The organism is Acinetobacter sp. YH12249 (genome assembly GCF_013417475.1).
GTDB lineage: Bacteria > Pseudomonadota > Gammaproteobacteria > Pseudomonadales > Moraxellaceae > Acinetobacter.
The window spans coordinates 41046-67192 of record NZ_VPDX01000009.1 but is presented as its reverse complement, the minus strand read 5'-3'; the positions used below and the strand labels follow the sequence as shown (position 1 = coordinate 67192).

General features: G+C 44.2%; 22 protein-coding genes, 1 other RNA gene and 1 pseudogene. 15 read left to right on the top strand and 9 right to left on the bottom strand.

Features of this window, described 5'->3' with window-relative positions; all coding sequences use genetic code 11:
* Window positions 1-107 precede the first annotated feature (107 nt).
* Window positions 108-578 carry a hypothetical protein gene (locus FTV25_RS07235; RefSeq protein WP_180002435.1) on the top strand — a complete coding sequence of 157 codons (471 nt, stop codon included), beginning with the start codon at window positions 108-110 and terminating at the stop codon, window positions 576-578.
* A gap of 244 nt (window positions 579-822) precedes the next feature.
* On the opposite strand, the gene FTV25_RS07230 is transcribed toward FTV25_RS07235, so the two are convergent.
* On the bottom strand, window positions 823-1644 hold the full coding sequence (locus tag FTV25_RS07230) for an IclR family transcriptional regulator (protein ID WP_180002434.1): 822 nt from the start codon (window positions 1642-1644) through the stop codon (window positions 823-825).
* A gap of 188 nt (window positions 1645-1832) precedes the next feature.
* Between FTV25_RS07230 and fahA the strand changes: the two genes are divergently transcribed.
* The 5 genes from fahA to FTV25_RS07205 are packed head-to-tail and all read left to right on the top strand — an operon-like array spanning window position 1833 to window position 5744.
* On the top strand, window positions 1833-3116 hold the full coding sequence (fahA, locus tag FTV25_RS07225; protein ID WP_180002433.1) for a fumarylacetoacetase: 1284 nt from the start codon (window positions 1833-1835) through the stop codon (window positions 3114-3116).
* A gap of 20 nt (window positions 3117-3136) precedes the next feature.
* Complete coding sequence (maiA, locus tag FTV25_RS07220; protein WP_180002482.1) at window positions 3137-3775, top strand: maleylacetoacetate isomerase; 639 nt, start codon at window positions 3137-3139, stop codon at window positions 3773-3775.
* A 20-nt stretch (window positions 3776-3795) separates the two neighbouring features.
* Window positions 3796-4371, top strand: a complete 576-nt coding sequence (locus tag FTV25_RS07215) for a VOC family protein (RefSeq protein ID WP_004783206.1) — start codon at window positions 3796-3798, stop codon at window positions 4369-4371.
* A 21-nt stretch (window positions 4372-4392) separates the two neighbouring features.
* Window positions 4393-5094, top strand: coding sequence for a CoA transferase subunit A (locus FTV25_RS07210; RefSeq protein WP_180002432.1), 702 nt, complete (start codon window positions 4393-4395; stop codon window positions 5092-5094).
* Between the two features lie 2 nt (window positions 5095-5096).
* Entirely contained in the window at window positions 5097-5744 is a 648-nt protein-coding gene (locus FTV25_RS07205) for a CoA transferase subunit B (protein ID WP_180002431.1), read from the top strand.
* A gap of 417 nt (window positions 5745-6161) precedes the next feature.
* On the opposite strand, the gene ssrA is transcribed toward FTV25_RS07205, so the two are convergent.
* Window positions 6162-6522: a transfer-messenger RNA gene (ssrA, locus tag FTV25_RS07200) on the bottom strand.
* 130 nt (window positions 6523-6652) lie between these two features.
* On the opposite strand from ssrA, the gene glpK reads away from it, so the two are divergent.
* On the top strand, window positions 6653-8137 hold the full coding sequence (gene glpK, locus FTV25_RS07195; RefSeq protein WP_180002430.1) for a glycerol kinase GlpK: 1485 nt from the start codon (window positions 6653-6655) through the stop codon (window positions 8135-8137).
* A 49-nt stretch (window positions 8138-8186) separates the two neighbouring features.
* Here the strand turns inward: glpK and FTV25_RS07190 are convergent, their stop codons facing one another.
* The 3 genes and pseudogenes from FTV25_RS07190 to FTV25_RS07180 form a co-directional block, all read right to left on the bottom strand.
* Window positions 8187-9713 (bottom strand): DHA2 family efflux MFS transporter permease subunit, encoded by a 1527-nt coding sequence (locus FTV25_RS07190; protein WP_180002429.1) that lies wholly within the window; start codon window positions 9711-9713, stop codon window positions 8187-8189.
* A gap of 6 nt (window positions 9714-9719) precedes the next feature.
* Window positions 9720-10866, bottom strand: a pseudogene (locus tag FTV25_RS07185) (HlyD family efflux transporter periplasmic adaptor subunit).
* Between the two features lie 263 nt (window positions 10867-11129).
* Window positions 11130-11627 carry a thioesterase family protein gene (locus FTV25_RS07180; RefSeq protein WP_034703122.1) on the bottom strand — a complete coding sequence of 166 codons (498 nt, stop codon included), beginning with the start codon at window positions 11625-11627 and terminating at the stop codon, window positions 11130-11132.
* Between the two features lie 105 nt (window positions 11628-11732).
* Here FTV25_RS07180 and hemB point away from each other — a divergent pair, with 105 nt between their 5' ends.
* Window positions 11733-12746, top strand: a complete 1014-nt coding sequence (hemB, locus tag FTV25_RS07175) for a porphobilinogen synthase (RefSeq protein ID WP_175966866.1) — start codon at window positions 11733-11735, stop codon at window positions 12744-12746.
* A gap of 20 nt (window positions 12747-12766) precedes the next feature.
* A complete protein-coding gene (gene thiO / locus FTV25_RS07170) occupies window positions 12767-13888 on the top strand; it encodes a glycine oxidase ThiO (protein ID WP_180002428.1) in 1122 nt (373 codons plus the stop codon).
* On the opposite strand, the gene FTV25_RS07165 is transcribed toward thiO, so the two are convergent.
* Window positions 13877-14782: a TIGR01777 family oxidoreductase gene (locus FTV25_RS07165; RefSeq protein ID WP_179992938.1), complete on the bottom strand. Its 906-nt coding sequence runs from the start codon at window positions 14780-14782 to the stop codon at window positions 13877-13879. The genes thiO and FTV25_RS07165 overlap by 12 nt on opposite strands.
* A gap of 195 nt (window positions 14783-14977) precedes the next feature.
* Entirely contained in the window at window positions 14978-15424 is a 447-nt protein-coding gene (locus FTV25_RS07160; RefSeq protein WP_005234325.1) for an ABZJ_00895 family protein, read from the bottom strand.
* Window positions 15425-16053: 629 nt separating this feature from the next.
* On the opposite strand from FTV25_RS07160, the gene FTV25_RS07155 reads away from it, so the two are divergent.
* From FTV25_RS07155 to FTV25_RS07145, 3 genes are read left to right on the top strand one after another with little or no spacing between them, the layout of a single operon-like run.
* On the top strand, window positions 16054-17307 hold the full coding sequence (locus tag FTV25_RS07155) for an exonuclease SbcCD subunit D C-terminal domain-containing protein (RefSeq protein ID WP_180002427.1): 1254 nt from the start codon (window positions 16054-16056) through the stop codon (window positions 17305-17307).
* 8 nt (window positions 17308-17315) lie between these two features.
* Window positions 17316-20927: an AAA family ATPase gene (locus FTV25_RS07150; RefSeq protein ID WP_180002426.1), complete on the top strand. Its 3612-nt coding sequence runs from the start codon at window positions 17316-17318 to the stop codon at window positions 20925-20927.
* Window positions 20928-20930: 3 nt separating this feature from the next.
* Window positions 20931-22037 carry an acyltransferase gene (locus FTV25_RS07145; RefSeq protein WP_180002425.1) on the top strand — a complete coding sequence of 369 codons (1107 nt, stop codon included), beginning with the start codon at window positions 20931-20933 and terminating at the stop codon, window positions 22035-22037.
* 31 nt (window positions 22038-22068) lie between these two features.
* On the opposite strand, the gene FTV25_RS07140 is transcribed toward FTV25_RS07145, so the two are convergent.
* Window positions 22069-22758 (bottom strand): YggS family pyridoxal phosphate-dependent enzyme, encoded by a 690-nt coding sequence (locus tag FTV25_RS07140; protein WP_180002424.1) that lies wholly within the window; start codon window positions 22756-22758, stop codon window positions 22069-22071.
* A gap of 123 nt (window positions 22759-22881) precedes the next feature.
* Here FTV25_RS07140 and FTV25_RS07135 point away from each other — a divergent pair, with 123 nt between their 5' ends.
* Both FTV25_RS07135 and FTV25_RS07130 read left to right on the top strand, forming a co-directional pair.
* The gene (locus FTV25_RS07135) at window positions 22882-23919 is read left to right on the top strand and encodes a type IV pilus twitching motility protein PilT (protein ID WP_004783232.1); all 1038 of its coding nucleotides are present in this window, start codon (window positions 22882-22884) and stop codon (window positions 23917-23919) included.
* A 28-nt stretch (window positions 23920-23947) separates the two neighbouring features.
* A complete protein-coding gene (locus FTV25_RS07130; RefSeq protein WP_004783234.1) occupies window positions 23948-25069 on the top strand; it encodes a PilT/PilU family type 4a pilus ATPase in 1122 nt (373 codons plus the stop codon).
* 65 nt (window positions 25070-25134) lie between these two features.
* Here FTV25_RS07130 and fur read toward each other — a convergent pair whose 3' ends face one another.
* Entirely contained in the window at window positions 25135-25572 is a 438-nt protein-coding gene (gene fur / locus FTV25_RS07125; protein WP_004783237.1) for a ferric iron uptake transcriptional regulator, read from the bottom strand.
* A gap of 112 nt (window positions 25573-25684) precedes the next feature.
* Here fur and FTV25_RS07120 point away from each other — a divergent pair, with 112 nt between their 5' ends.
* Window positions 25685-26083, top strand: coding sequence for an outer membrane protein assembly factor BamE (locus tag FTV25_RS07120; RefSeq protein WP_004783238.1), 399 nt, complete (start codon window positions 25685-25687; stop codon window positions 26081-26083).
* Window positions 26084-26147 lie beyond the last annotated feature (64 nt).

Below are 26147 nucleotides of genomic sequence, written 5' to 3'. Positions count from 1 at the left end.
AGACTTCATAAGTATTAATAAATTTATGTTCCGGGGCATTAAGAATTGATTCAGCTACTATAGTCTTTTATAGGAGCTAAGTATCCACTTTTTCTTAGGGGAATTTTATGCTTAGAACACTTCATATCTGTATAGGGATTGAATATCGACAAAAAGAGTTGTTTAAAAAAGCACTAATTAATAACAATATCAACTTTGAAATGTCTGGAGGAAATCTTCCTAAAAGAGTGGGCCCTTATTATAAAGACTTAGATATTATTCCCTGCCATTATTACCTCCTTGGAAGCAAAGACTGGAAAGAGGTTATTAAGGATCCGAAAAATATTAATCAATATGACGAATTTTCTGAGCCATTTCATATATTTTTATTACAAAATAAGTTTATAAATAACTACTTAAATCAATTCTCTACATTAGAAAAGGTTAAGGATTTTTTCATACCTAATGGCTCTCGCTTAATTTGTAGCTATGATAATTATATTCAGCATGAAGACATCATTTCATTTGGATCAGAAACAATAAATAACTTATCGAGGTTAGGTCTAGGAGTTGATTATAATCATGCACTTTATGATTAAACTTGATGTCTCACCCCACCTATTTAACATAAAGGCTGTTATACAAACTCTAAAGCATCTAAGAGGTAAGAGTCTCTGTTCAACTCTTCTCTTTCGTATCCATTAAAATAAGAATTCTAGTTTTCATAATTAAGCCACTTTTTAATTTCTCTCTAACGATCAAAAGTTAGATATAAAAAAGATCCAGTACCTCAATCAGGTCTGGACCTATGTAATGACTATAAATTATATGTAAAATAAAGTGTTAGACAGCCACTTGTGGATTAAACAAGGCATCAATCTGTTGCTGAATCCCGAGCAGATAATCAATAGCCTGTTGCATCTGGTCTGCTGGCAACTGGTCTTCGGTGCCAATACAGGTAATAACATGATCAAGCTGTCGGCTGAAGTTATATACCGGAATCGCCACCGCATGGATGCCTGCCATCATATCACCGGTTACTGAAGCATAGCCCTGTTGCAGGATTTTCTCTTTAAGTTGCAAGAATTCTTCCCAGTTCGCAGGATATTGATCTGCTTTAGCGCTATTCGCCCACTCTTTTTCCAGCAAAGGCTTGATGATGTGTTCTGGCTGGAGGCAGGCATGCAAGCGACCCGTTGCCGACTTCAATAGAGGCATACGCGAGCCGACTCGGGTAATAATATTAAATACATGATTGGATTCAAGCGACTGAACCACGACAGCACCATCGGCGAACCATTTACTGACATGAATACTGCAATTTAAATGCTGCTGAATCTGCATAATATATTTTTGGGTTAATTCCAGCATATCGGTACGCTTTAAGGCATTAACGCCAAATGCGTGAGCACGCTCACCCAGACTATAACGTCCATCACTGAGCTGCTGGGCATACCCTTTACGTATCAAGCTCACCACATAGCGATGCACTTTTGCAGGATGCATAGACAGGACTTCTGACAGCTTTTTTAACATCATCGGTGCATTATGTTCAGTCAATGCATCGAGTACAGTTAATCCTACTTCTAGAGACTGCACCCCTCCCTGTAATTTTTCTTCCTCAACGTTCATCGTTTCATCCTGCATATACGCATTAATTTTCATGGCTCTATAAAACCATTGTACTACCGAAATCAAAAATCTTGTTCGGCCAAATCTGATTCCAGATTCAGATCATAGCCGCATATTAACAAATTTACATTATACATAATCAAATTATTTATTGCGTAATTTAAAAATATAAGTATGATTCTGTATAGAACTTAAATTTTCCACGGAAAGGATTCATATTTATGACGACGCGTTTAAAGTCATTTATCGACATCGCTCCTGATTCAGATTTCCCTTTAGAAAACTTGCCTTATGGTATTTTCAGTAATGAGCAAAACACCCAACCACGTGCTGGGGTGGCACTTGGAGAATGGGTGGTTGATCTAGCAGCATTGGAAGCAAAGGGTTATTTAAAGCTGGAACAAGATCAGCAATTTTTTAATCAGCCAACTTTGAATAGTTTTATTGAGTCGGGTAAAGCCAACTGGTCTAAAGTACGTACGGAATTACAAAAGTTACTCTCAGCCGATCATGCCGAATTACGTGACAATAAAGAGCTACGTGATCTGGTTTTCTTGAAACAGTCAGATGTCACAATGCATCTACCGGTGCATATCCCAGGCTATACCGATTTCTATTCATCCAAAGAACATGCCACTAATGTCGGCTGTATGTTCCGTGATCCGAAAAATGCATTGTTAGCAAACTGGTCAGAACTTCCAGTCGGTTATAACGGCCGTGCCAGCTCCGTGATTGTTAGCGGGACAGAAATCGTGCGTCCATCAGGACAGATCAAATTACCGGATTCTGATCGCCCAGTATTTTCAGCATGTCGCAAACTCGACTTCGAACTGGAAACCGGCTTTATTATTGGCAAACCAAATAACTTAGGCGAGCCCATTGCAATTGAAAATGCCTGGGATCATATTTTTGGTATGGTGCTATTCAATGACTGGTCTGCACGTGACTTGCAACAATGGGAATATGTACCGCTAGGTCCATTTAACGCCAAGACTTTTGCCTCTTCGATCTCGCCATGGATCGTAACCATGGAAGCGCTTGAACCGTTTAAAACCAGTTCACCTGCTCAGGAGCCAAAACCTCTGACTTATCTGCGTGAAGACAACAGCAGTAATAGCTATGACATCAATCTGTCTGTGGAAATTCAGCCTGAAAATTCAGACCAGGCTGATGTCATCTGTGAAACAAATTTCAAATATATGTACTGGTCGATGGCACAGCAGCTGGCTCATCACACTATTGCAGGGTGTAATGTTCAGGTCGGTGATCTGATGGGTTCAGGTACGATTTCAGGCCCTACGCCTAATTCTTATGGTTCATTACTGGAAATTACCTGGAATGCCACCAAACCACTGACTTTATCGAATGGTGAACAGCGTACCTTCATTCAAGACGGCGATACCGTGATCATGAAAGGTCATTGTGAAAAAGATGGCCTGCGTATCGGTTTCGGTGCTGTGAGCGGCAAAATCCTGCCAGCAATTGATTTCGGTTTTACTGAATAGTCCGGGGTGAAATCATGACCATGCAACTGTATACCTATTTTCGTAGTTCAGCCGCTTACCGGGTTCGTATTGCGCTCAACCTGAAAGGACTCGAAGCAGAACATATCCCGGTTCATCTGGTGAACAATGGCGGCGAACAGCATAGTGAAACATTTCGTCAGGTCAATCCAGGTGAACTGGTCCCTGCCTTAATTGAAGATGATTTCACACTGACCCAGTCGCTCAGCATGATTGAATATCTGGAAGAAAAATTTCCAGAACCTCCCCTGTTGCCTAAGGATTTGCAACAGCGTGCGCTGATTCGGGCCTTTAGTCTGAATATTGCCTGTGACATTCATCCACTCAACAACCTGCGTGTACTTCAGTACCTCAGTAAAACCTTGAATGCCAGCGATGAACAGAAAACCGAATGGTACAGACACTGGGTCGTCACCGGCTTAAAAGCGCTTGAAGCTCAATTAACGCATTCAAATGGCCAATTCTGTTTTGGAGATCAACCGAGCCTTGCAGATTGCTGTTTGATTCCACAAGTATATAACGCCAAACGTTTCAACATCGATCTTTCGGATTTCCCGAAAATTGAATCGATTTATGCCCATTGCAATTCACTGGACGCTTTTCAAAAAGCTGCACCTGAAGCACAGCCTGATGCAGCATAAGAATATATAAGGATATAACCATGACCATTCAAATCGAAAAAATTCACCATGTCGCCTACCGCTGTAAAGATGCCAAAGAAACCGTGGAATGGTACAAAAAAAACCTGAACATGGACTTTATTTTGGCTTTTGCTGAGGATCATGTTCCGTCTACTAAGGCTTTCGACCCGTATATGCATCTGTTTTTAGATGCAGGCAATGGCAATGTGTTGGCCTTCTTTGAACTGCCCACCCAACCGGAAATGGGCCGCGATGAAAACACCCCGAAATGGGTGCAGCACATTGCCTTAAAAGTGAAAGATCGTCAGGCACTGGTTCAAGCTAAAGAACATCTGGAAGCCAATGGCGTTGATGTACTGGGGATTACCAATCACGGCATTTTCCATTCGATTTACTTCTTCGATCCAAATGGCCACCGTCTGGAACTGGCTTATGATGATGAAAAGGCACCGCAAAAAATTGCCATGATTACCGAAGAAATGAAATATGACATGCTGGAACAATGGAGCAAAACCAAACGCGCGCCTTCACATACCCACTTCCTGCATGCAGATGAATTAGACCATAGCGCTCGTGAAGCCAAGATGGACGCTTGAATTTTAAGAAAAGGATTTCTGATGAATAAAGTCGTTGCCAATGCTCAGGAAGCTTTAGCAGATATCGTAGCAGATTATCAAACGCTCGCCGTTGGTGGGTTTGGTTTATGCGGTATCCCTGAAGCACTCATTGACGCTTTAAAAAATACCGGTGTCACTGGTCTGACCTGTATTTCCAATAATGCCGGTGTAGATGATTTTGGTTTGGGTAAATTACTGCAAACCAAACAGATCAAAAAAATGATTTCTTCTTATGTCGGTGAAAATAAAGAATTTGAACGCCAATATCTGAATGGTGAACTGGAAGTCGAGCTGACCCCACAAGGGACACTGGCAGAAAAACTACGTGCTGGCGGTGCTGGAATTCCTGCTTTCTACACCCAAACAGGCGTTGGCACATCGGTTGCCGAAGGCAAAGAAGTCCGTGAATTTGAGGGTAAAGAATTTATCCTGGAAAAGTCATTAACCGCAGATGTGGCACTGGTCAAAGCCTATAAAGCAGATAAGGCCGGAAATCTAGTCTTCCGTAAAACTGCGCGTAATTTCAATCCTGAATGCGCCATGGCCGGGAAAATCACTGTGGCTGAAGTTGAACAAATCGTAGAGATTGGTGAACTTGATCCCGATGATATCCATCTGCCTGGAATCTATGTGAATCGAATTGTCGTTAATGCTTCACCAGAAAAACGCATTGAACAGATGACCTTAAAGGCGGGAGCATAATCATGGCTTGGACTCGAAATCAAATGGCTCAACGTGCAGCACAGGAACTTGAAGATGGCTTCTATGTCAACCTCGGTATTGGCCTACCCACTCTAGTAGCTAACTATATTCCAGAAAATATCAATGTCTGGCTCCAATCTGAAAATGGCCTCTTAGGCATTGATGAATTCCCGACTGCAGAAACAGTTGATGCAGACCTGATTAATGCCGGTAAACAAACAGTCACTGCCCGTAAAGGTGCAGCTTTCTTCTCCAGTGCTGAATCTTTTGCCATGATTCGCGGTGGCCACGTGAATATCGCGATTTTAGGCGCGATGGAAGTCTCTGAAACAGGTGATCTGGCCAACTGGATGATTCCGGGCAAGAAAGTCAAAGGTATGGGCGGTGCCATGGATCTGGTAGCAGGCGTGCAGAAAGTTGTCGTTTTAATGGAGCATACGGCGAAAGACGGTTCACCGAAAATCGTTCCTCAATGTACTTTGCCGTTGACCGGTAAAGGTGTCGTCAATCGGATCATTACGGATCTCGGCGTTATAGATATTACTTCACGCGGAGTGGTTCTGGTAGAACTCGCTCAAGATGTCACGCTGGAGCAGATTAAAGCTGCGACTGGAGTTGAGCTGATTACGGATGCACTTGAAGCTGCCTGATCTGTTTCTACTGAATAATCAAAGTAGCAAAAGCTGCTTTGATTATCTTCTGAAATATTGCTTTAACATCGTAATTACACCAAAGATAAAGCATATTTTTCTATAATATTCATGTTCTTGCCGTATAATTTTAAAAATCCCAATAAAATCTCATGAATGTAATTCACTTTATTGGATCAAATAAAATTATCTTTATTTCTATTCAAATAAGTTTGCAGAAAAACTATTTTTTTCTGTTTATTGTTTTTTTATTAAGCTCAATAAAACTTATAAAATTTAAGATTCAGAACTACTCTCACACTAATTTATATTTAAAGTGATCACTAAAGATAATGATGATAATAAAATTTTAATTAGTAGAAAAAATACTTAATAAAAAAGCCACTTATATAAGTGGCTAATTTATAAGAAGAATTTTGGTGGAGATGGCGGGAGTTGAACCCGCGTCCGCCAACATTACGCTCGAGAATACTACATGCTTAGATATCGTCTATTGATTTAGCTCTTTGTGACCCGACGAACAGGGTACAAATCGCGATCCTTTAAGATTTAGTACGAAACCCCAAGGCTTGATTTCATACGGACTTGTGTGCGTTCGCTTCAGTCGGGACCCCTAACCACAAGTATTCAGGGATGCGGACAAGCTGCCCTTAGGCAGCTAGAGCGTAAGTTTCGTCGTTTGCGACTATTAAAATGCAAATTTTATTTACGAGAGAAAATGCGCTCTCGGCATGCATCTATGAGTTTCATCATCGGCGTCGAAGCCAAGAACATCCCCAAAGTACAAGCTCATCATAGCATAACTGGCAAAAAATACGATGCATTTTCTACACAAATACACTTTTGAATGCGCCTGATTACATAATTGCGCTAATATTTCATAATTCAAGTCAGCATTTAAAAAAATTATGAGCTATTTATTGGCACTCGACCAGGGAACGACATCTAGCCGTGCAATCATCTTTAATGAACACGGACAGATTCAGGCAACAGCTCAACGCGAAACCCATATCCAGACCCCACATTCCGGCTGGGTCGAACAGGATGCACAGGAAATCTGGAGCTCGCAAATTGCAGTGGTACAACAGGCGCTTGCTACTGCCCGGATTCTGGCCAAAGATATTAAAGCGATTGGCCTGACCAACCAGCGTGAAACGACTGTGGTATGGGATTGTCGTAATGGGAAGCCTCTTGCACCAGCGATTATCTGGCAGGATCGTCGTGCAACAGACTGGTGTAATCAGCTGATACAGCAAGGCCAGATGGATCAGGTACAACAAAAAACCGGGCTACGGATTGATCCTTATTTCAGTGCTGGCAAGCTGGTCTGGTTATTGGAACATGTGGATGGCTTACGTGAACTTGCAGAACAAGGTCATGTCGCTTTTGGCACTATTGATAGCTGGCTGATCTGGAACCTGACTCAAGGTGCCGAGCATATCATCGAAGCCAGTAATGCGTCCCGTACCATGTTGATGAATCTGCATACTCAACGCTGGGATGAGGAACTACTCGACCTATTTAATATCCCTGCTTCAGTCCTGCCACGAATCATCAGTTCCGATTGTCATATTGCAGATACAGCACCGGGTTTGTTAGGAGCCACCATTCCCATTACCGGCATTCTGGGTGATCAGCAATCTGCCTTGTTTGGCCAGTCTTGTTTCGAACCCGGTATGGCAAAAAATACCTATGGCACTGGCTGTTTTATGCTATTTAATACCGGCCATGACATTCAGCTCAGCCAGAATAAATTGCTTTCTACCCTCGCCTGGCAGGCACAGGAACAGACCAGTTATGCCTTAGAAGGTAGTGTTTTTATGGCCGGTGCAGTGGTGCAATGGCTACGTGATGGGCTTGGCATCATTCAAAAAAGCAGTGATATAGAGAAGTTGGCCTGTAAAGTTGAAGATACTGACGGCGTGGTCTTAGTTCCTGCTTTTACCGGATTGGGTGCACCGCATTGGGATAGTGAAGCCCGTGCCCTGCTTTGTGGCATGTCACGAGGAACCAATAAGGCCCATATTGCCCGCGCCGCGCTGGAATCGATTGCCTTTCAGGTCTCCGATGTATTGACTGCGATGCAATCGGATATTGCCCATCCTTTAAAAGAACTACGCGTCGATGGTGGCGCCAGCTGTAATGATATGCTGATGCAGTTCCAGGCTGACCTGCTGAATGTGCCTGTCATGCGTCCAAAAATGCTGGAATCCACCGCTTGGGGTGCAGCAGCGATGGCTGGTTTAAAATCTGGCGTATTTTCCAGCCTTGATGAAATCTCTCAGTCCTGGCAGCTAGATCGCGCCTTTGAACCAAAAATGCAGAATGATGAACGTGAAGCACATTTAGCCAAATGGCAAAATGCTTTGAAACGGGCCAAATCAGATTTATAAGATCGAAAAAAACCGCTAAATAGTTAGCGGTTTTTTATGTTGGAAAATATTAATGTGATGGCATTCCACCCACACCCGCTTTGGGTCGTGGTGCCAACCAGACGATTAAAGCAGCAAAAATAAAAACCATCGCCAAAATCAAAAATAGGTGATTAGCAGACAGCGTTAATGCTTCTTTATCCACCAGACTGGAAATATAACCCAAGGCACTGTCCGAACTCATGCCCTGTGCCATTAAGGTATTCTGAGTTTCTTCGACATTCAGTTTACCGACCAGCTCACTGCGGGCCACTTTACTATGATCATCCCAGATCGTGACTGCAATTGAAGCTCCGATCGCTCCAGCCATGGTCCGCAGAAAGTTCATCAAACCAGCCGCTGAAGCCATTTCCTGCGGCTGTACTGAGGCCAACGCCATATTGGAGAGTGGGATGAAGAAGAATGGCACCGCAAAACCTTGCAGAATCTGTGGCCAGGCCAATGCCATAAAATCAGCATCCGTAGTCCAGAATGCCCGCATCAAAGTCACAACGGCGAGCAAGGTCAAACCGAAACTGGCCAGAATGCGCTGATCATATTTGGTCGCCATCTTCGCCACAATCGGTGACATCAACAGGCTACCAAAACCCATGGTTGCGGTTAAATAACCTGCCCAAGTGGCCGTATAACCTAGATTGATCTGCACCCATTGCGGAATAAGAACAATACTGGAAAAGAAGGCACCGAAGGCAAAGGCCAATGACAGCACAGCAAAGGTAAACCCGCGATATCGGAAAATCCGGATATCTACGATCGGATGCCGTTCAGTCAGTTCCCAGATAGTAAAGATGATTAAACCGACTATGGCAAGCACTGCCAAGGTCCCAATAAAGGAACTACTAAACCAGTCATGTTCATGACCGAGATCCAGCATCAATTGCAGCGCACCAATCCAAAGAATCAGTAAGAACAAACCACCTTTATCAATCTTCAAAGCATTGGTTTCAGTTTCTGCTGGCTTTAATATCTTCAATGCAGCCAGACCACAAAACAGACCCACTGGAATATTGATAAAGAAAATCCAGTGCCAGGACAGGTTATCACTGATGGTACCACCGAGAATTGGACCAAGAATTGGACCAACAACAGTGGTCATCGCCCACATGCCCATCGCTTGGGATTGTTTTTCAGGTGGGAAGATGCGTAGCAATAGAGTCTGGCTCAGCGGCATGATTGGGCCACCGAACAGCCCCTGCCCGATCCGGCAAAACACCAGCATTTCCAGACTGGTTGAAATCCCGCACAGAATTGAAAAAATGGTAAAGCCGAGCAAGCAGACACCAAACAGGCGTACGCTACCAAAGCGCCCCGCCAGCCAGCCTGTTAAAGGTACACAGATCGCTTCTGCAACTGCATAAGACGTAATGACCCAGGTGCCTTGTGAGCTGGATACCGCCAGACTACCGGTAATATGCGGCACCGAGACATTGGCAATGGTCATGTCCAGCACGACCATGAAATTGGCCAATGCCAGCACAAAGGCTGCCAGCATCAGCTTGCCGCCAGTCAGATTCCCATATGGAACATATTTATTCATCGGGAATTACTTCTTGAAGTGGATTTCAGCTTCCATCGACAGACCCACACGTAGCGGATGCTCAGCCAGCTCTTTCGGATCCAGCTGAATACGCACTGGCAAACGCTGTACCACCTTAATCCAGTTGCCTGTGGCATTCTGAGCCGGAATCAGAGCAAAAGCTGAACCTGTACCGCCAGAGAAGCCAACCACAGTGCCGTGATATTTCACCGATTTACCATACAGATCAGACGTCAGTTCAGCTTTCTGCCCGACACGGACTTTTTCCAGCTGGCTTTCTTTGAAATTGGCATCAACATAGAGCTGATCTACTGGTACGACCATCATCAGCATTGTACCTGGCGCAACACGTTGACCCACCTGAATTGAACGGCGTGAAACCACCCCATCAAAAGGTGCTTTAATTACAGTACGTTCTAAGTCTAGCTCGGCCTGTTTCAGTTTGGCTTCAACCACAAGTACATCAGGAGTCGAATTTTCATTCGCGCCTTGAATCAAGGCTTCATTCGCCGCTAAATTGCTTTGTGCGGCTTTCTGGCTGGATCTTGCTTGTGCCAGACCCGCTTCAGCAGAAGCTACGCCAGCTTTGGCCGTATCCAATGCAGATTGTGCTGTACTGAGTTCTTCTTTAGACACTGCACCGCTCGCACTGAGTTTTTCACGACGCGTATATTCATCTTGTGCTTTTATGTAAGGCTGCCTGAGCCTGAGCCAGCTGGGCTTCGGCACTGCGAATTGCATCATCACTAACCCCAATCTGTGAGCTTAAAGCCCCGCTATTGGCCGCAGTCTGTTTGTACTGGCGCTTGGCTTTGGTCAGTTCTGCACGTGCCTGAGCCACTGCAATTTTGGCATCACGGTCATCGATTTTGGCCAGGATATCGCCCTGTTTGACCGCTTGGGTATCATGGACAAGTACTTCAGCAACCTGGCCACTCACCATAGACGTGATAGAAGCCGTTTCAGCACCGACATAAGCATTTTCAGTACTGACTGAATTGTTCAGAAAGAATTTCCACACCAGAAACAGCACCAGTGCAATCACCATAAGGAGGGCAACAATACTCAGGGCTTTTTTACGTTTATTTTTTAAAGCTTGATCCGAAGTTGTATCTGATGCGTTTTCTGGCAGGGTGTCTTGTACATCTGTCATTGATTTTTTCCTAAATCCAACAGACTTGGTCACGCAGCCACACTGACCAGCACTGACATGAATGTATAGATTCATATCCCGTTTATTGATCAATGGGTAAAATGAGAAAGCCGTATTAATTTAATTTTCATGCATTCTAATAATAAAAATTAGAAAATATGCAAAAAAATATTACTCGGAAGTTTAAAAAACTAAGCCCCTATTCCAGGAATAAGGGCTTAGTTCGGGCCCGAAGTGAGCCAGGATCGAGGAGATAAACTTAATTAATAGGCATATGAAGCAATCGCTGTGGCAATCGGCTTGTCATCATCGTTGACCATGGTCATGCGCATGGTGCAGCCCTTACGCCCCAAACGTAAGGTTTCTGCACGGGCAATAAAATATTTACCACGACCGGGTGCCAGATAATCCACGCGCATATCTACCGTCGCCAGACGTGATACCTTTTTAATCGTATCGGCAATAGTTTCCGGTTCGGCTTTCTTATACAGCTCACCCATCGCCACAATTCCGCCAATACTGTCGAGTATGGTCGCTGCAAGACCACCATGCAGAATCTGAAATGCCACATTGCCAATCATGAAATCCTGCATTTCAACATATGCTTCGATCTGACCATCGACCACTCGCATGGTCATGCCATTATGCTTAAAAAAAGGAGAGGTATTAAAAGCGTGTACCAGCTGGTTTAAGACCACTTCAATATCCACTTTTGCACCTAAATGTATATTACCTGTCCAATTTCTTTCTGTCTTAGTCATAAGTCTGCCCGAAGCTACAACAATAAAAAACCGCTAATTTATGCCCAAAAAATTCAGATAGGGCTACAATAGGGGCCTAGTTTAATACTGATTACTGAGATTTTTATGACCTATACGTTCAATCGTCCCGCGTTTCCTGCAACTCGCATGCGTCGTATTCGTAAAAATGAGCATTTACGTTCTATGGTACGTGAAACCCATCTCAGTGCTGATCACTTGATTTATCCAGTATTTGTGCTGCCGGGACAAAACCAGACCCAAGACATTCCAAGTATGCCAAATGTGCAGCGCCTGTCTGCTGACTTGTTGTTAAAAAAATCAGAACGTTTACTGGAACTGGGTGTCAATAAACTGGCGCTGTTTCCGGTCACACCCCAAGAAGATAAAAGCCTGACTGCAGAAGCGGCTTGGCATGAAGATGGCTTGGTACAGAAGACCGTTCGCCTGCTGAAAAAAGAATTACCGGAAATGGTGCTGATCACTGATGGCGCGCTAGACCCTTATACCACGCATGGCCAGGATGGCATCATTGATGAAACCGGTTACGTGCTGAATGATGAAACGGTTGAAGCACTGATCAAGCAGACTTTAAGCCATGCCGAAGCCGGTGCTGATATTGTCGCGCCAAGTGACATGATGGATGGCCGCATCGGTGCAATTCGTCAGGCCTTTGAACAGAATGGCCATATCTATACCTCTATTATGGCTTATTCAGCCAAATATGCGTCTAGTTTCTACGGTCCATTCCGTGATGCGGTTGGTTCTGCCAGCAACCTGAAAGGCGGCAATAAATACAATTACCAAATGGATTTCGGTAACCGTGCCGAGGCACTGCATGAAATTGCTCTCGATATCCAGGAAGGTGCAGATATGGTGATTGTTAAACCGGGTATGCCTTATCTGGATGTGGTTCGTGAAGTCAAAGATACCTTCGGTGTACCTACCTTTATTTATCAGGTTAGTGGTGAATATGCCATGCTGGCTGCTGCGATTCAGAATGGCTGGTTATCTGATAGCGTGATTCTTGAATCCCTGATGTGCTGCCGCCGTGCCGGTGCAGATGGTATCTGGACCTACTTCGCGGAAGAAGCGGCGCTCAAACTGAAAGACATGAAATAAAATAGAAGGACCTTGGCGCAATGCATATCGCCATTATCGGAGCAGGCATCACCGGTTTGATGTCAGCTCTGGAATTGCTTGAACAGGGATGTTCTATTACGATTTTCGATCAGCAAGCGGCTGGACAGGCAGCCTCTTGGGCCGGAGGTGGTATCCTCTCCCCAATGTATCCTTGGCGTTATCCTAATGCCGTTAATGCCCTCGCCCGCCATGCCAAACCGTTGTATCAGGAATGGAACCAGAAACTGCAACCGGTGACTGGCATTGATTTCCAGATTCACGAAACCGGTATGCTGATTTTTGATGAAACGGATTTTGAAATTGGACTGCGCTATGCCGAGCAATATCAGGATCCACAGCAACATGCCGAATATCTGAATCAGCCTCAAATCCAGCAAATCAATTCCAAAGTAGATCCGAAATTTAAACAGGCGATCTATTTTCCAGAACTTTCCAATATCCGCAATCCGCGACTGTTACAGTCCATTATTGCTTACCTTAAACAGCATCCGCGTGTCACTTGGCAAGAGCATTGCAATATTAGTCAGCTAAATATCCAGCAAGATCATGTACACAGTGTTTCCACTAAAAATGGCCTGAGCTTTAAAGCAGATCAGTTCGTCATTGCCACCGGTGCATGGTCTGCACGCTGGTCTGAACAGCTCGGTCTGGACATTCCAGTTCATCCGGTTCAAGGCCAGATGTTGCTCTTTAAAACACCAGAAAACTGGCTACCAACCATGTGCATGAACAAGGTCATGTATCTGATTCCACGTCGTGATGGTCATGTACTGTGTGGTTCCAGCATGCGTCAGGTCGGTTTTGATACTTCGCCTTCTGCTGAAATCCGTCAGGATATTTTGGAAGCCTGCCTGGAAATGGTACCGGAGCTGGCTGATTTCCCAATTGTGAAACAGTGGGCTGGTCTACGACCAAGCTCCCCGGATGGCATTCCCTATATCGGCAAAATTCCGCATCTGAACAATCTCTGGACCAATTTTGGCCAGTTCCGTAATGGCTTATGTATGGGTGCTGCTTCTGGAAAATTGCTGTCTCAGTTAATCCTGGAACAACCGACCATCGTAGATCCACAGCCTTATAGTCCGGTACAGCGTTTACAGCCGCACTCTTTAACGGTTTAAAATTTCAATCAAGGCTTCTTTCAGGGTCGGATAGCTAAATTCAAATCCGGCTTCCTGCAAAGCTTTGGGCTGGACATATTGACCATTCAGAATCAGTTGTGACTGTTCACCTAGCATCATTTTCATACTGCAAGCTGGTAACGGTAATAAAGGTTTACGCTTCAGCACCTGTGCTGCGATCCGGACAAATTGCGCCTGACTGACTTTTTCAGGTGCCACCACATTAAATACCTGTTGCTGGGTCGGCTGCTGCATCAGAAATTCGATCGCCCGCATGACATCCTGTAGATGTACCCAGGTCACCGGCTGACGCCCATGACCAATCCGGCCAAATATATTCAGCTTAATTGGCAATAACATCTGCGGAAGAATCCCGCCTCCTTGACCAAACACCACAGCAAAGCGAACAATTTTGGTGTCCTGCCCGGTATAGGACAAGGCCAGTTTTTCCCATTTCTCACACAGTTCTGACATAAAAATGGATTGTGGTGGACTTTGTTCAGTACACACCGTCTCCCAGTGTTCTTGCGGATCGATTCCATAGTAGCCGACCGCTGAAGTCGAAATAATACGTTTGGGCTTAATCTGATTTTTCTCTAGATAGTCATATAACTGCCTGGTGGTATTTAGCCGACTGTCCAGCAATTTCTTTTTCCGGGCGGCTGTCCAGCGACCCTGACCGATACTTTCACCAGCCAGATTAATCACATAGTCAATCTGATGATTTTTCAATTCTTCCAGATTATTAATCCAGTGAAAATCAGGATGCTCTTCTCGCAATTTTTTCTGCCGGGTCAGGCCGATCACGGCATAATCACGAGCCAGTAAAAATTTCACCAGATGGCTGCCAATAAAACCGCTGGCGCCTGTCATGAGGACTACAGGTTTATACATGGTTATTCTGTGCCATTATTATTGTATTGCTCAAATTATACGTCACTTATGAATCAGAATATTCGGGAAAGTGATATGGGTCGATGAATGCAAAATTGTCTCATCATGCCATACAGAAAACTTCTAATTTTCTATATAGCCTGATTTAGCATCTTGAATTTAATCTCAACGATTTTGATATAAAGAGTCGAAATCTTAGCCAAACATTTTTGCTGCCATACGCTGTGCCTGTTTGCCATAAAACCAGTAGGTCAGCAGATAAAGCGGAATCGCGATGAGCAGGAACATGATCACGACAATACTCATAAATTGGGGCTGTTGCAGATATAGTAAAAAGTCCTGCCAGGCATTCGGATTGGAACGCGTCGCAATAGCAATCCCTAGAATTAAAAATACCAGATTATAGCCCCAGTAAATCAGACTGAATCCTAAGGTGAATTTTTTACGTTCTGCTTGGGTTGGCGCCCGTTGTTCCTTTTTTAAAAAATTAAACAGTACCCAGATCATCGCCACCAGATAAGGCACAATGGTTAATACTGCGCCCATGCCAGTCGGCATTAACGCCGCCACGACCCCGCAAATGCAGGTAAAAATAAAGCATAGGAAGAAAAACCAGAGAAAATAGCGAGTTAGAGGCACCATTAGTAGGACTCAAGGACAATTAATCAACTAGTATAAAAAAAATTAATTTTTTTTTCATTTTATTGTCAACCTAAAGCGAGATGCTGACGTTATATAGGGTACAAGGTTCGGAAATTTGGACTGGCATCCACAAATTTTCGTTCTCTTTGCTAAAGCAATAAGTCCAGTGTTTTAGAAAATTTTGAATAGCAGCCAAAATTTTCACTATACACAAATCTTTGACCGACGATTTCATCATCACTCGAATCGTCGGTTTTTATTTTTTGGACGAACCGTTTTTAGCAATTCGCCTGCAAATTTTTATCAGCTTCTTATGCAGCATAAAATAATGATCGGCTGCATTTTTTCAAGTCTGTTTTTAGCAATTTTTATAAAAAATATTGGTTCTGCTACCCAGATGCTATGAAAAATGCCTGAAGTAAAATTTAAAATAAAAACGCTGTATTCAATACTTTATATATAAACATCATATTTTATTGATTTCATAGATATTATTCTAATATTCAAAACTACGCTGAAAATAGTTTTAATGACGGGCAGCAATGAAATAGATCAAAATATTTTTTTCAAGTAGATTTTTAGCTGGGCTTTTTTCTATAGTAGGAAGGCAAAAATAAAGGTGGGTATACATGGCAGTTCATTTTCTACATACTTCTGATTGGCATTTGGGACAGTTTTTCCATAACCATGACCGTGAATTTGAACATGCACAATTCCTGAATTGGCTCCTTGAACAAATCAAGGAAAAACAGCCACATGCCCTACTGATTGCCGGTGATATTTTTGATGTCATCAATCCCGCTTCCAGTGCCCAAAGACAGCTATACCAGTTCCTTGCCGATGCTCATGAGCTGGCACCGCATATGCAAACCCTGATGATTGCCGGCAACCATGATTCAGGTTACCGGATTGAACAGGTTCAGCCTTTACTCACTAAATTCAATGCCAAAGCGGTGGGTATTGTCGGCCGGACTGCGGACAATGCTCTTGATCTGGATCGTTTGCTGGTTCCGATTTATGACCAGCAGCAAGAGATTATTGCCTGGTGCCTAACTCTACCTTATTTGCGCAGTGCCGAAATTACCGGTATTAATGAACATACCCATAATAGCCAGAATGCCATCAGCTATCTGCACCAACAGTTGATTGCCGAAGCCAAAGCACGTAAGCAGCCACATCAGGCACTGATTCTTATGTCACATGCACATATGCAAGGCGGTGAAACTTCCGATTCGGAACGCCCCATTATTGTCGGCAATGAAGAGGCTCTCTCAACGGCGCTATTTGATGAAGTCATTGACTATGTCGCTCTGGGACATCTGCATAAACCGCAGAAAGTCGGTCAGCCGCATATTCGCTATAGTGGCTCCCCGATTCCCCTATCCTTTAGTGAGATCAACTATTCGCATCAGGTTGTTGAAGTCAGAATCGATCCTGAACAAAATGCTGAACAGCGTTTTCAGTTTGAAGCGCTGAAAGTTCCTCGTACTGTCGAGCTATTTAGAATTCGGGAAAATCTGGAAAATCTGCTCAGCAAAGTAAAAGCACTGCCGACTGGGGAAATTGAGCATCTGGCAGCACGACATTTTCTGGAAATTGAATACACTACCGATGCACCGCCACCGGTAGATTTACGTCAGCAGATTGAACAGGTACTGCCACCAGATCGTTATCGTCTGCTACGCATCAGCCGGATTTATCAACGACAAGCAGAAGATCAGACCGATAGCTCTAAAATTGACTTGGCACCTCCAACACCAGAAACACTGTTTTTCAATATCTGGGAAAAAATGGGCTATAGCCACGATCATTCGGTGCAGCAGGATTTTCAGCAGTTATTGGTCGAAGCCCAACATGAACTTGCACAAAAACAACAAGCTTAGGATCAGCCATGAAAATTATCCGTCTGAGCCTAAATAACATCGCCTCTCTCGCTGGTACGCATCATATTGATTTTGAATCGAATCCACTGGCACATGCCGGATTGATTGCGATTACTGGAAAAACCGGTGCTGGAAAATCTACCCTGCTCGATGCCATGTGCCTGGCGCTGTACAACGAAATTCCACGTTTAAAAGGCGCGACAGGCAGTCTGAAAGATGCAGGTGGTCAGGATGTCTCGATCAAGGATTCCAAAAATATTCTGCGCCGCGGCTGCGTACAGGGTTTTGCCGAGCTTGAATTTATTGCCCTAGACCAAAAACGTTATACCGCACGTTGGGAAATTCGTCGTGCCCGGCAGAAAGTGGATGGTAATTTAAAGGTCGATCGTGCCATTACCTGTCTGGATGATCAACGTGTGTTGAACCAGAAAATTTCTGAATGCACACCGCTGATTGAAAAACTGGTTGGCCTGAGTTTCGAGCAATTTACCCGTGCGGTTTTGCTGGCACAGTCCGAAGTTGGTGCCTTTCTAAAAGCCAAAGATAATGAACGTGCCGATTTACTCGAATATCTGACCAATTCTCAGATTTTCAGTCTGGTCAGCCAGAAAGCATTTGAAAAACACAGTGAAGTGAAGCAGAAACGTGCTGACCTGGAAAAATTAATCGGTCATCTGGAACTGTTATCTGAAGAAGATATTTCTGCCTTACAGCAGCAACACACGACTTTAAAACAGGTGGTTGAGCATCTAAACCAGAGCGAAAAGGTACTGGAAAATGACCTGAAATGGCATCGCCAGCAGCATTATCTTTATACTGAAATTCAGGCAAAAAAAGAAATCTATACGGTTCAACTGGATGCTGAACAGAAGATGGCACCGCAAAAACAGTTATTAGATCAACTGGACCAGTTTCAGCAGATTCGGGAACAGTTTGTCCAGCAACAGCAGTTTCAAAAGCAGCGTAGCTATTTACTGATTGAGCAGCAAAACTTTGTTGCCGAATTCACAGCAGTTCAACAGCAACGTGATAGCGAACAGCACAAGTTGCAGCACATTCAGCAACAGCAACAACAGCATGAACAAGAGTTCCAGAAGATCAAACCTTATCTGAATCAGGGACTCAAGCTGGATCATGAAATGCTGTCGATTGGCGATCAGTACAGACAGCTTGCAGCTGAACAGCAGACCTATAGAACCCAGAAGATTCAGCCTGTTCAGAATCAACTGGTGCAGACTGAGCAACGGTTACAACAGGTTCAGGCTCAGTACCAGCAGATTCAAAAGCAACTAGAACAACAGAGCTTTTTAGCGGTTTTTGATGACGAACCCCAGGCGACTCTGCAACGCTTACAGGATTATCAGGAACTGCACCAGAAATTCATGCGGCAGCACCCGGCACTTTTCCAATCCAGCCGGCCTGAATTGGAACAGCAGCAACAGGCTTTATCTGCTAGCTTGCAGGAACTCACTCAGCGTTATACTCATCTGGATCAGCTTGAACAGCAGATCCAACAGTTCCATACGCAACAGCAGCAACTCAGTACCCAGCATTCGAAGCTTGAAGCTTTAATGCGCACTGTACAGCAAATGGCTGGCTTAGAAACTGAAAGCCTGCAATTGAACCGCGAGTTAGAAAGCTATCATGACCGCTTAAAGCAACTAGAAACTGAGCTGGTTCAATTACAGCAACAACGTCAGGAAGCAGAACAGGCTTTCGAACAATTGCAACAAGTACTGGTTCATCAACGTTTATTACAGGCACAAAGTGTTCAGGAGTTACGTGCACAGCTGAAACCAAATGAGCCTTGTATGGTCTGTGGCAGTCATGAGCATCCTTTTGTACAGCATCAGGAACTGCTAGAAAATGCTTTGCAACAGCTACATGACCAGCAGCTTAAGGAAGCTCAGAAAAAACTACAGCAACTGACTCAGACATGGCAGCAAGCACAAATCCAGCAATCTCAACTACAAACCTTAATTGAGCAACATCAGCAACGCAGCAGTCAGCTCAATACGACACTACAACAGCAGAAGGTTCAGTTAAATCAGGATTTGCAGCAATTTGATTTGCTGTTTGATTTAAACCAGAGTACAGATCATTTGCAGCAACAGCTTGGCCAGCATGTGCTTCAACTTCAACAAGAGCAACAGCAGCTAGCACAGACCCTGCAAAATCAGCAAAGTGACTGGAAACAGTGGCGTCAGCAACAGCAACAGCGGGATCAGCTACTTTTTAGCATGCAGCAGCATTTACAGCTAGAACAAATGATTCATCCGGTTCTTAATCTACTGCCTGAGTCCTTGCAGAAATCCTGGATTACTGATGCCTCATCAAGCTGTCAGCAGTTATCCCAACAACTGCAACAACGTCAGAAACAGTCTCAGGAATTCAAAACCCTAGAGACTCACATCCAAAGCTTAAACCAGCAGATTGAAAAAACACGTGATCAGCTCAGCCTGCATCAACAATATGATGCACAGTTACAGCAAAAGATGGATACGGCGCTGAATATGGGTAAAGCGCTACGTGAACAGCTCAACCATCTGACCCTTACCCATGCCGGTCAGACATATCCTAAGGCACAAGAATGGCGTGACCGTTTGGAGCAACAACAACAGGCGTTGGATGAACAATTACGGGCACAGAGTCTGATGACCCAGCAGCATGATCAGCATTTGCAACAAGCTGAACTGAAAAAACAGAGTTTCATCACTCAGATTCAGCAACTAGAACAGCAGATTAGGCAATGCCAGCAATCTATTCAGAACTGGCAAAATATACATCCTGCGTTTGATGCCGAGTATATCCAGCATTGCCTGAATATTGACTTGCAACAGCATCAGCAAATTCGCCAGCAATTACAGGCACAACATCAGGTGGTTGAAAATGCCAAAACGGCTTGGGACATTCTGGAAGAACAATATCAGCATCATTTGAAATCCAAGCCTGAACTTAGCTTTGAAGAAGTTGAACTGCGCTTAAGTAGTCTGGCACAGGAAAAAGCTGAACAGGAAAATGCCTGTAATGAGGTTGCCACCAAATTAAGAATACATGCCAATAACCAATCGACCTTACAACGCTACCAGCATCAGATTGAACAGGTCAAAGCTGAAGAATATCGTTGGGGTCGGATCTATGACCTGATCGGCCATAAGGAAGGCACCAAATTCCAGAAAATCGCGCAGGAACATCACCTGGATATTCTGGTCGAATATGCCAATCAGCAATTACAGCCCCTGGCTCCGCGTTATCAGCTGTACCGGATTCCAGACAGTTTAAGTCTGGCGATTATCGATCTGGATATGAACAGCGAAGTGCGTCCTGTCCTGTCACTCTCTGGCGGTGAAACCTTCCTGGTCTCTCTGGCTCTGGCCTTGGCGATTGCCAATATGGCTTCCGGCTCAATGAAACTAGAATCGCTATTTATTGATGAAGGTTTTGGTACTTTAGACCCGGCTTCCTTACATATGGTCATGAATGCACTGGATCATTTGCAGAGTCAGGGCCGTAAAGTGGTGCTAATTTCACATGTACAGGAGATGCATGAACGGATTCCGGTTCAGATTCAGGTTAAACCGGTCGGTGCCGGTGCCAGTACCATTCAGATTATAGGTTAAAGCATGAACTCTATCCCGAACAAGCTCTCGCCCTATTTCAGCTTACAACTTGAGAGCTTACGGGGTATCAGTGCCATTGTGGTGCTATTCAGTCATAGTTTTCAGGCTTTTATCGCGCCTTTTGATCTGAGCCTATATTCCTGGGTACGTCTATTAGGCCAGGCTGCTGTGATGATCTTTTTTGTGCTCAGTGGCTATTTAATCGGAACATCAATCCAGAACAACATCCAAAAACATGAAAATTTTAATCTGCGGCAGTATATATGGCAGCGTTATCGCCGCATTTTACCGCCCTTTCTGTTTGCATCCGCTTTCAGTCTGCTTCTATATGCACTAGCACCTACATTTTTTGCTTCACATAGCCATGAGTTCCAGAACAGTTTTGGCATGATGATTCGGACTGCCTATAACATTGATACTCAGGATTTTTTGGGTTCTTTCTTCTTTCTCAATGGCTTTATTACACCGACGGTATCTGCCAATGCACCGCTCTGGAGCCTGAGCTTTGAAGTCTGGTTTTATGTGCTGGCCGGATTTCTGCCTTTTTTAAAAGATTCTGGAATCGCTAAAATCGGCTTTTTTATCTTGCTTCTAGGGCTTTCTCTACTGAACTATCAGTTTCTGTTTTATTTCCTGCTCTGGCTAGTTGCCTTTGCCAATTCATTCCGGCAGATCCAGCTGCGTTTTTTAAGTCGACTACAACCCATTAAATTGGGCCTATTTGGTCTGGCATTTATAATTGCCTGTGCGGATGCTTACCAGTTTCATGTCATTGAACAGGCTGACTTATATCGTGTAAATTATTTTGTGCCGTTTAACCTGTGTATGGGACTCGCCTTTGTCTGCTGGATTGTGCAGCTGCAACATCAACAAAGCCAATATCAACCAGTTTGGCCTCAGTCTGCAAATTTCTCCTATACACTTTATGTCACTCATTTCCCTTTACTGCTTTTTATTCTAGGCTGCTTTCCTGCAACGCTTGATCATGGTCTTGAGGGTGCCGTTTTATCCTTATTTATGAGCATGTGCAGCTTAATTTTCTTTGCCTGGTTCATGGCCAAATGGCTGGAACCCCAAAGAAAAAAAGCGTTATCAACTACTCTGCAATAACGCTTTCCCAAAACTCAATTGTCAGTACAAATCAGTCCGCTTTTTTAGGACGTGCGCCAAACAAGGCAGTTCCCACACGTACCATGGTAGAACCTGCTGCAATCGCCTCGGTCATGTCGGCAGACATCCCCATACTTAAAGTATCCCAGTCTTCAGGTTTTGCATGATGGCTTTTGACCTGCTCGAACAAGGCTTTGGCATCTGCGAAAGCCTGAGTATTTTCTGGCGCAGGAATGACCATCAGACCACGTAAGCGCAAATTCGGTAATTGACTGATCTGTGCTACTAGATCGGCCACTTCCTCAGGCTGACAACCGTCCTTGCTATCCTGCCCATCAATATTGACTTGCAGACAGATATTAAGTGCAGCTTGAGAATCACTACGCTGATTAGATAAACGTTCAGCAATAATCAGACGATCCACCCCATGCACCCAGGCAAAGTTTTCTGCCAGATGTTTGGTCTTGTTGCGCTGCACATGACCGATAAAATGCCACTCAATATCCAGGTCTTTGAGTGCCGTGATTTTTTCCAGTGCTTCCTGTAAATAGTTTTCACCAAAGGCACGCTGACCAGCCTGATACATTTCTGCCAGCACAGGGCTAGGCTGGGTTTTGGAGACGGCCAGAAGTTGCACCGAATCCGGCTCACGCCCCGCCAGAGCGCAGGCGGACTGGATCTGAGCTAAAACCTGATTTCGTGACTGTTGCAGCATATTCATTGATGGGGTTCTCATTTCGTGCGGATTTTTTTCCCTTGCTCATCAACTAAGTGTTGGTTAAGCTGTGGGAAAGCCTTATTATTCTAGCAAAATAAATAACATTTTAATGAACTCGGGGACCTTATGGATATTACAGAACTGTTAGCCTTTTCTGCTAAAAATGGTGCGTCGGATTTACACTTATCAGCAGGTTTACCACCCATGATTCGTGTGGACGGGGAAGTACGCCGCATCAACCTGCCTGCACTAGAACATAAAGAAGTACACAAACTAGTGTACGACATCATGAATGACAAGCAACGCCGTGATTATGAAGAAAATCTGGAAACTGACTTCTCTTTTGAAGTTCCAGGCGTAGCCCGTTTCCGTGTGAACGCATTTAACCAGAACCGCGGTGCAGGCGCAGTATTCCGTACCATTCCATCTAAAGTACTGACCATTGAAGATCTAGGTATGGGCCAGATCTTTAAAGATATCTGTGAATATCCACGTGGTATTGTACTGGTGACAGGACCAACCGGTTCGGGTAAATCAACGACGCTTGCAGCGATGCTGGACTATATCAATGACAACCGCTATGACCATATCCTGACCGTCGAAGATCCAATCGAATTTGTACACCAATCAAAAAAATGTCTGATCAACCAGCGTGAAGTGCATCGTGACACGCATGGATTTAATGAAGCATTACGTTCTGCATTACGTGAAGACCCGGATATTATTCTGGTCGGTGAGATGCGTGACCTTGAAACCATCCGTCTGGCACTCACTGCTGCGGAAACCGGTCACTTGGTCTTCGGTACCCTGCATACCACCTCAGCAGCAAAAACCATTGACCGTGTGATTGACGTATTCCCTGCTGAAGAAAAGGACATGGTGCGTGCCATGTTGTCTGAATCGCTGCAAGCTGTTATTTCGCAAACCCTATTGAAGAAAAATGGGGGTGGTCGTGTGGCTGCACACGAAATCATGATCGGTATTCCGGCGATCCGTAACCTGATCCGTGAAAACAAAGTGGCACAGATGTACTCTGCGATTCAAACCGGTGCCAACTATGGCATGACCACGCTGGATCAAAGCCTGAAAACGCTGGTATCGAAAGGCATTATCAGTCCGCAAGTCGCCCGTACTGCAGCAAAACAGCCTGAATCATTCTTATAAGAATAATTAATTTTTTTGGGGTTTTATCATGGACTTTAACGGCTTACTCAACTACATGGTAGAGAAAAAGGCCTCGGATCTGTTCATTACAGCCGATGTTGAACCCTCTATCAAAATTAATGGTCAGATTGTACCGATTGGCTCGGTAAAATTACCGGGTGCAGCTGTGGGACAGCTACTTAACTCAATCATGACCGAGAAGCAGCGCAAGGAATTTGCGGACACACGCGAGTGTAACTTCGCCATCAGCAACCCGGACAAATCGGCACGTTTCCGTGTCAGCGCATTCCAGCAACGCGATCAGCCAGGTATGGTACTGCGTCGTATTGAAACCGTCATTCCGACTATGGATGAGCTGAAATTACCGCCTATTCTAAAAGAATTGGCAATGACTAAACGCGGTATCATTATTTTTGTGGGTGCAACCGGTACCGGTAAATCAACTTCCCTCGCCTCTTTGATTGGCTACCGTAATGAAAATTCCAAAGGTCATATCATTACCATTGAAGACCCGATCGAATTTGTGCACCAGCATAAGGGTTGTATCATTACCCAACGCGAAGTCGGCATTGATACTGACTCCTTTGAAGTCGCATTGAAAAATACCCTGCGTCAAGCACCAGACGTGATTCTGATCGGTGAGATCCGTTCTCGTGAAACCATGGACTATGCGATTGCCTTTGCGGAAACCGGTCACCTGGTTTTTGCGACCCTGCACGCCAACAACGCCAACCAGGCCATCGATCGTATCATTCACTTCTTCGAAGCCGACCGTCACAGCCAGCTGTTTATGGATCTGTCCCTGAACATGAAAGCCATTGTGGCACAGCAGCTAATTCCAACTATCGATGGTAATGGCCGCCGTGCAGCGATTGAAATCCTGATCAATTCGCCATTGATTGCGGATCTGATCCGTAAGGGCGATGTGCATGAAATCAAGGATCTGATGAAGCGTTCACGTGAACTGGGCATGCAAACCTTCGACCAGGCATTATATGACCTGTATAAGGCCAAGCAGATTAGCTATAAAGATGCACTAAAACACGCCGACTCACCAAACGACCTGCGTCTGCAAATCAAACTGTCAGAAGAAGGTGGCGAGCATTTATTACGTGCGCATTCCAATATTACTTTTGATGGTCAAACCTGATCATTTTCAAAGCAAAAAAAACAGGCTTTTAATAAAGCCTGTTTTTGTTTCAACCTAAAGTCGAATTATTTCTTACGGTAAGCTTCCTGACATTCAGGCGCGTCACAATAACCGTAAAGATTAAGTGAATGTCCAGTCAATGCAAAACCAAATTTCTTCGCAACTTCGTGCTGTTCATGTTCAATCACATCATTTGTAAATTCAACGACTTTGTTGCAATTTTGACAAACCAAGTGATCATGGTGATCTTCCTGCATAATTTCAAAAACTGAATGATTATTTTCAAAATTATGACGCTCGATAATCCCTGCTGCCTCAAATTGTGTTAACACACGATACACAGTTGCAAGACCCACGTCTTCCCCTTGTTCGAGTAAAGTCTTATAAATGTCTTCAGCGCTAAGGTGATGCCGTCTAGAGTTTTCTAATAGTTCTAATATTTTAATTCGTGGAAGGGTAACTTTCAGTCCAGCTTTTCGTAAATCTTGGTTTGAAATAGGCATGTAAAAAGGTCTCTCAACAAAATCAAAGTTGGAATAGGCAACAAAGTTTAGATGCAGTATGATCTATCCTTGGATCAAATGCATCATAATTAATTTGGGATAGTGTAGCAAAATGCAAAAAATCATGCTGACGTTATTCGTCACTTCATTGCTTGTCGGCTGTTCGACATTAGGTGTGTACAAAGTTGATATTCCTCAAGGAACACCTTTAACTCAAGCACAAGCCTCTAAAATTCAGGTAGGAATGAGCCACCAACAGGTGCGTTTCCTGCTCGGTAGTCCAACAGTATCTGATCCGCTCAATCCGCTACGCTGGGACTACATCTACAACTATACCCCAGGAACCTATGCTAAAAAAGCCAAGATCCCAGCAGCCCAAGGCCAGCATCTAAAAATTTACTTTAATCAGTCTGGTATCGTAGAGCGTATTGAAGGTCTGGAAACCATTCCAGAATCTCAACCAGGTCTACCAGGTTCCAAAGAAGCGATCTTAAATGCCCCACCACTATAATCGCTTTTGCATAAAAAAACCCCTGTATGATCAGGGGTTTTTTTAATTAAATAGATTGATTTAT

Coding starts and splice junctions, on each gene's coding strand:
- FTV25_RS07235 (WP_180002435.1), top strand. CDS start 108: ATGCTTAGAACACTTCATATCTGTATAGGGATTGAATATCGACAAAAA.
- FTV25_RS07230 (WP_180002434.1), bottom strand. CDS start 1,644: ATGAAAATTAATGCGTATATGCAGGATGAAACGATGAACGTTGAGGAA.
- fahA (WP_180002433.1), top strand. CDS start 1,833: ATGACGACGCGTTTAAAGTCATTTATCGACATCGCTCCTGATTCAGAT.
- maiA (WP_180002482.1), top strand. CDS start 3,137: ATGCAACTGTATACCTATTTTCGTAGTTCAGCCGCTTACCGGGTTCGT.
- FTV25_RS07215 (WP_004783206.1), top strand. CDS start 3,796: ATGACCATTCAAATCGAAAAAATTCACCATGTCGCCTACCGCTGTAAA.
- FTV25_RS07210 (WP_180002432.1), top strand. CDS start 4,393: ATGAATAAAGTCGTTGCCAATGCTCAGGAAGCTTTAGCAGATATCGTA.
- FTV25_RS07205 (WP_180002431.1), top strand. CDS start 5,097: ATGGCTTGGACTCGAAATCAAATGGCTCAACGTGCAGCACAGGAACTT.
- glpK (WP_180002430.1), top strand. CDS start 6,653: ATGAGCTATTTATTGGCACTCGACCAGGGAACGACATCTAGCCGTGCA.
- FTV25_RS07190 (WP_180002429.1), bottom strand. CDS start 9,713: ATGAATAAATATGTTCCATATGGGAATCTGACTGGCGGCAAGCTGATG.
- FTV25_RS07180 (WP_034703122.1), bottom strand. CDS start 11,627: ATGACTAAGACAGAAAGAAATTGGACAGGTAATATACATTTAGGTGCA.
- hemB (WP_175966866.1), top strand. CDS start 11,733: ATGACCTATACGTTCAATCGTCCCGCGTTTCCTGCAACTCGCATGCGT.
- thiO (WP_180002428.1), top strand. CDS start 12,767: ATGCATATCGCCATTATCGGAGCAGGCATCACCGGTTTGATGTCAGCT.
- FTV25_RS07165 (WP_179992938.1), bottom strand. CDS start 14,782: ATGTATAAACCTGTAGTCCTCATGACAGGCGCCAGCGGTTTTATTGGC.
- FTV25_RS07160 (WP_005234325.1), bottom strand. CDS start 15,424: ATGGTGCCTCTAACTCGCTATTTTCTCTGGTTTTTCTTCCTATGCTTT.
- FTV25_RS07155 (WP_180002427.1), top strand. CDS start 16,054: ATGGCAGTTCATTTTCTACATACTTCTGATTGGCATTTGGGACAGTTT.
- FTV25_RS07150 (WP_180002426.1), top strand. CDS start 17,316: ATGAAAATTATCCGTCTGAGCCTAAATAACATCGCCTCTCTCGCTGGT.
- FTV25_RS07145 (WP_180002425.1), top strand. CDS start 20,931: ATGAACTCTATCCCGAACAAGCTCTCGCCCTATTTCAGCTTACAACTT.
- FTV25_RS07140 (WP_180002424.1), bottom strand. CDS start 22,758: ATGAATATGCTGCAACAGTCACGAAATCAGGTTTTAGCTCAGATCCAG.
- FTV25_RS07135 (WP_004783232.1), top strand. CDS start 22,882: ATGGATATTACAGAACTGTTAGCCTTTTCTGCTAAAAATGGTGCGTCG.
- FTV25_RS07130 (WP_004783234.1), top strand. CDS start 23,948: ATGGACTTTAACGGCTTACTCAACTACATGGTAGAGAAAAAGGCCTCG.
- fur (WP_004783237.1), bottom strand. CDS start 25,572: ATGCCTATTTCAAACCAAGATTTACGAAAAGCTGGACTGAAAGTTACC.
- FTV25_RS07120 (WP_004783238.1), top strand. CDS start 25,685: ATGCAAAAAATCATGCTGACGTTATTCGTCACTTCATTGCTTGTCGGC.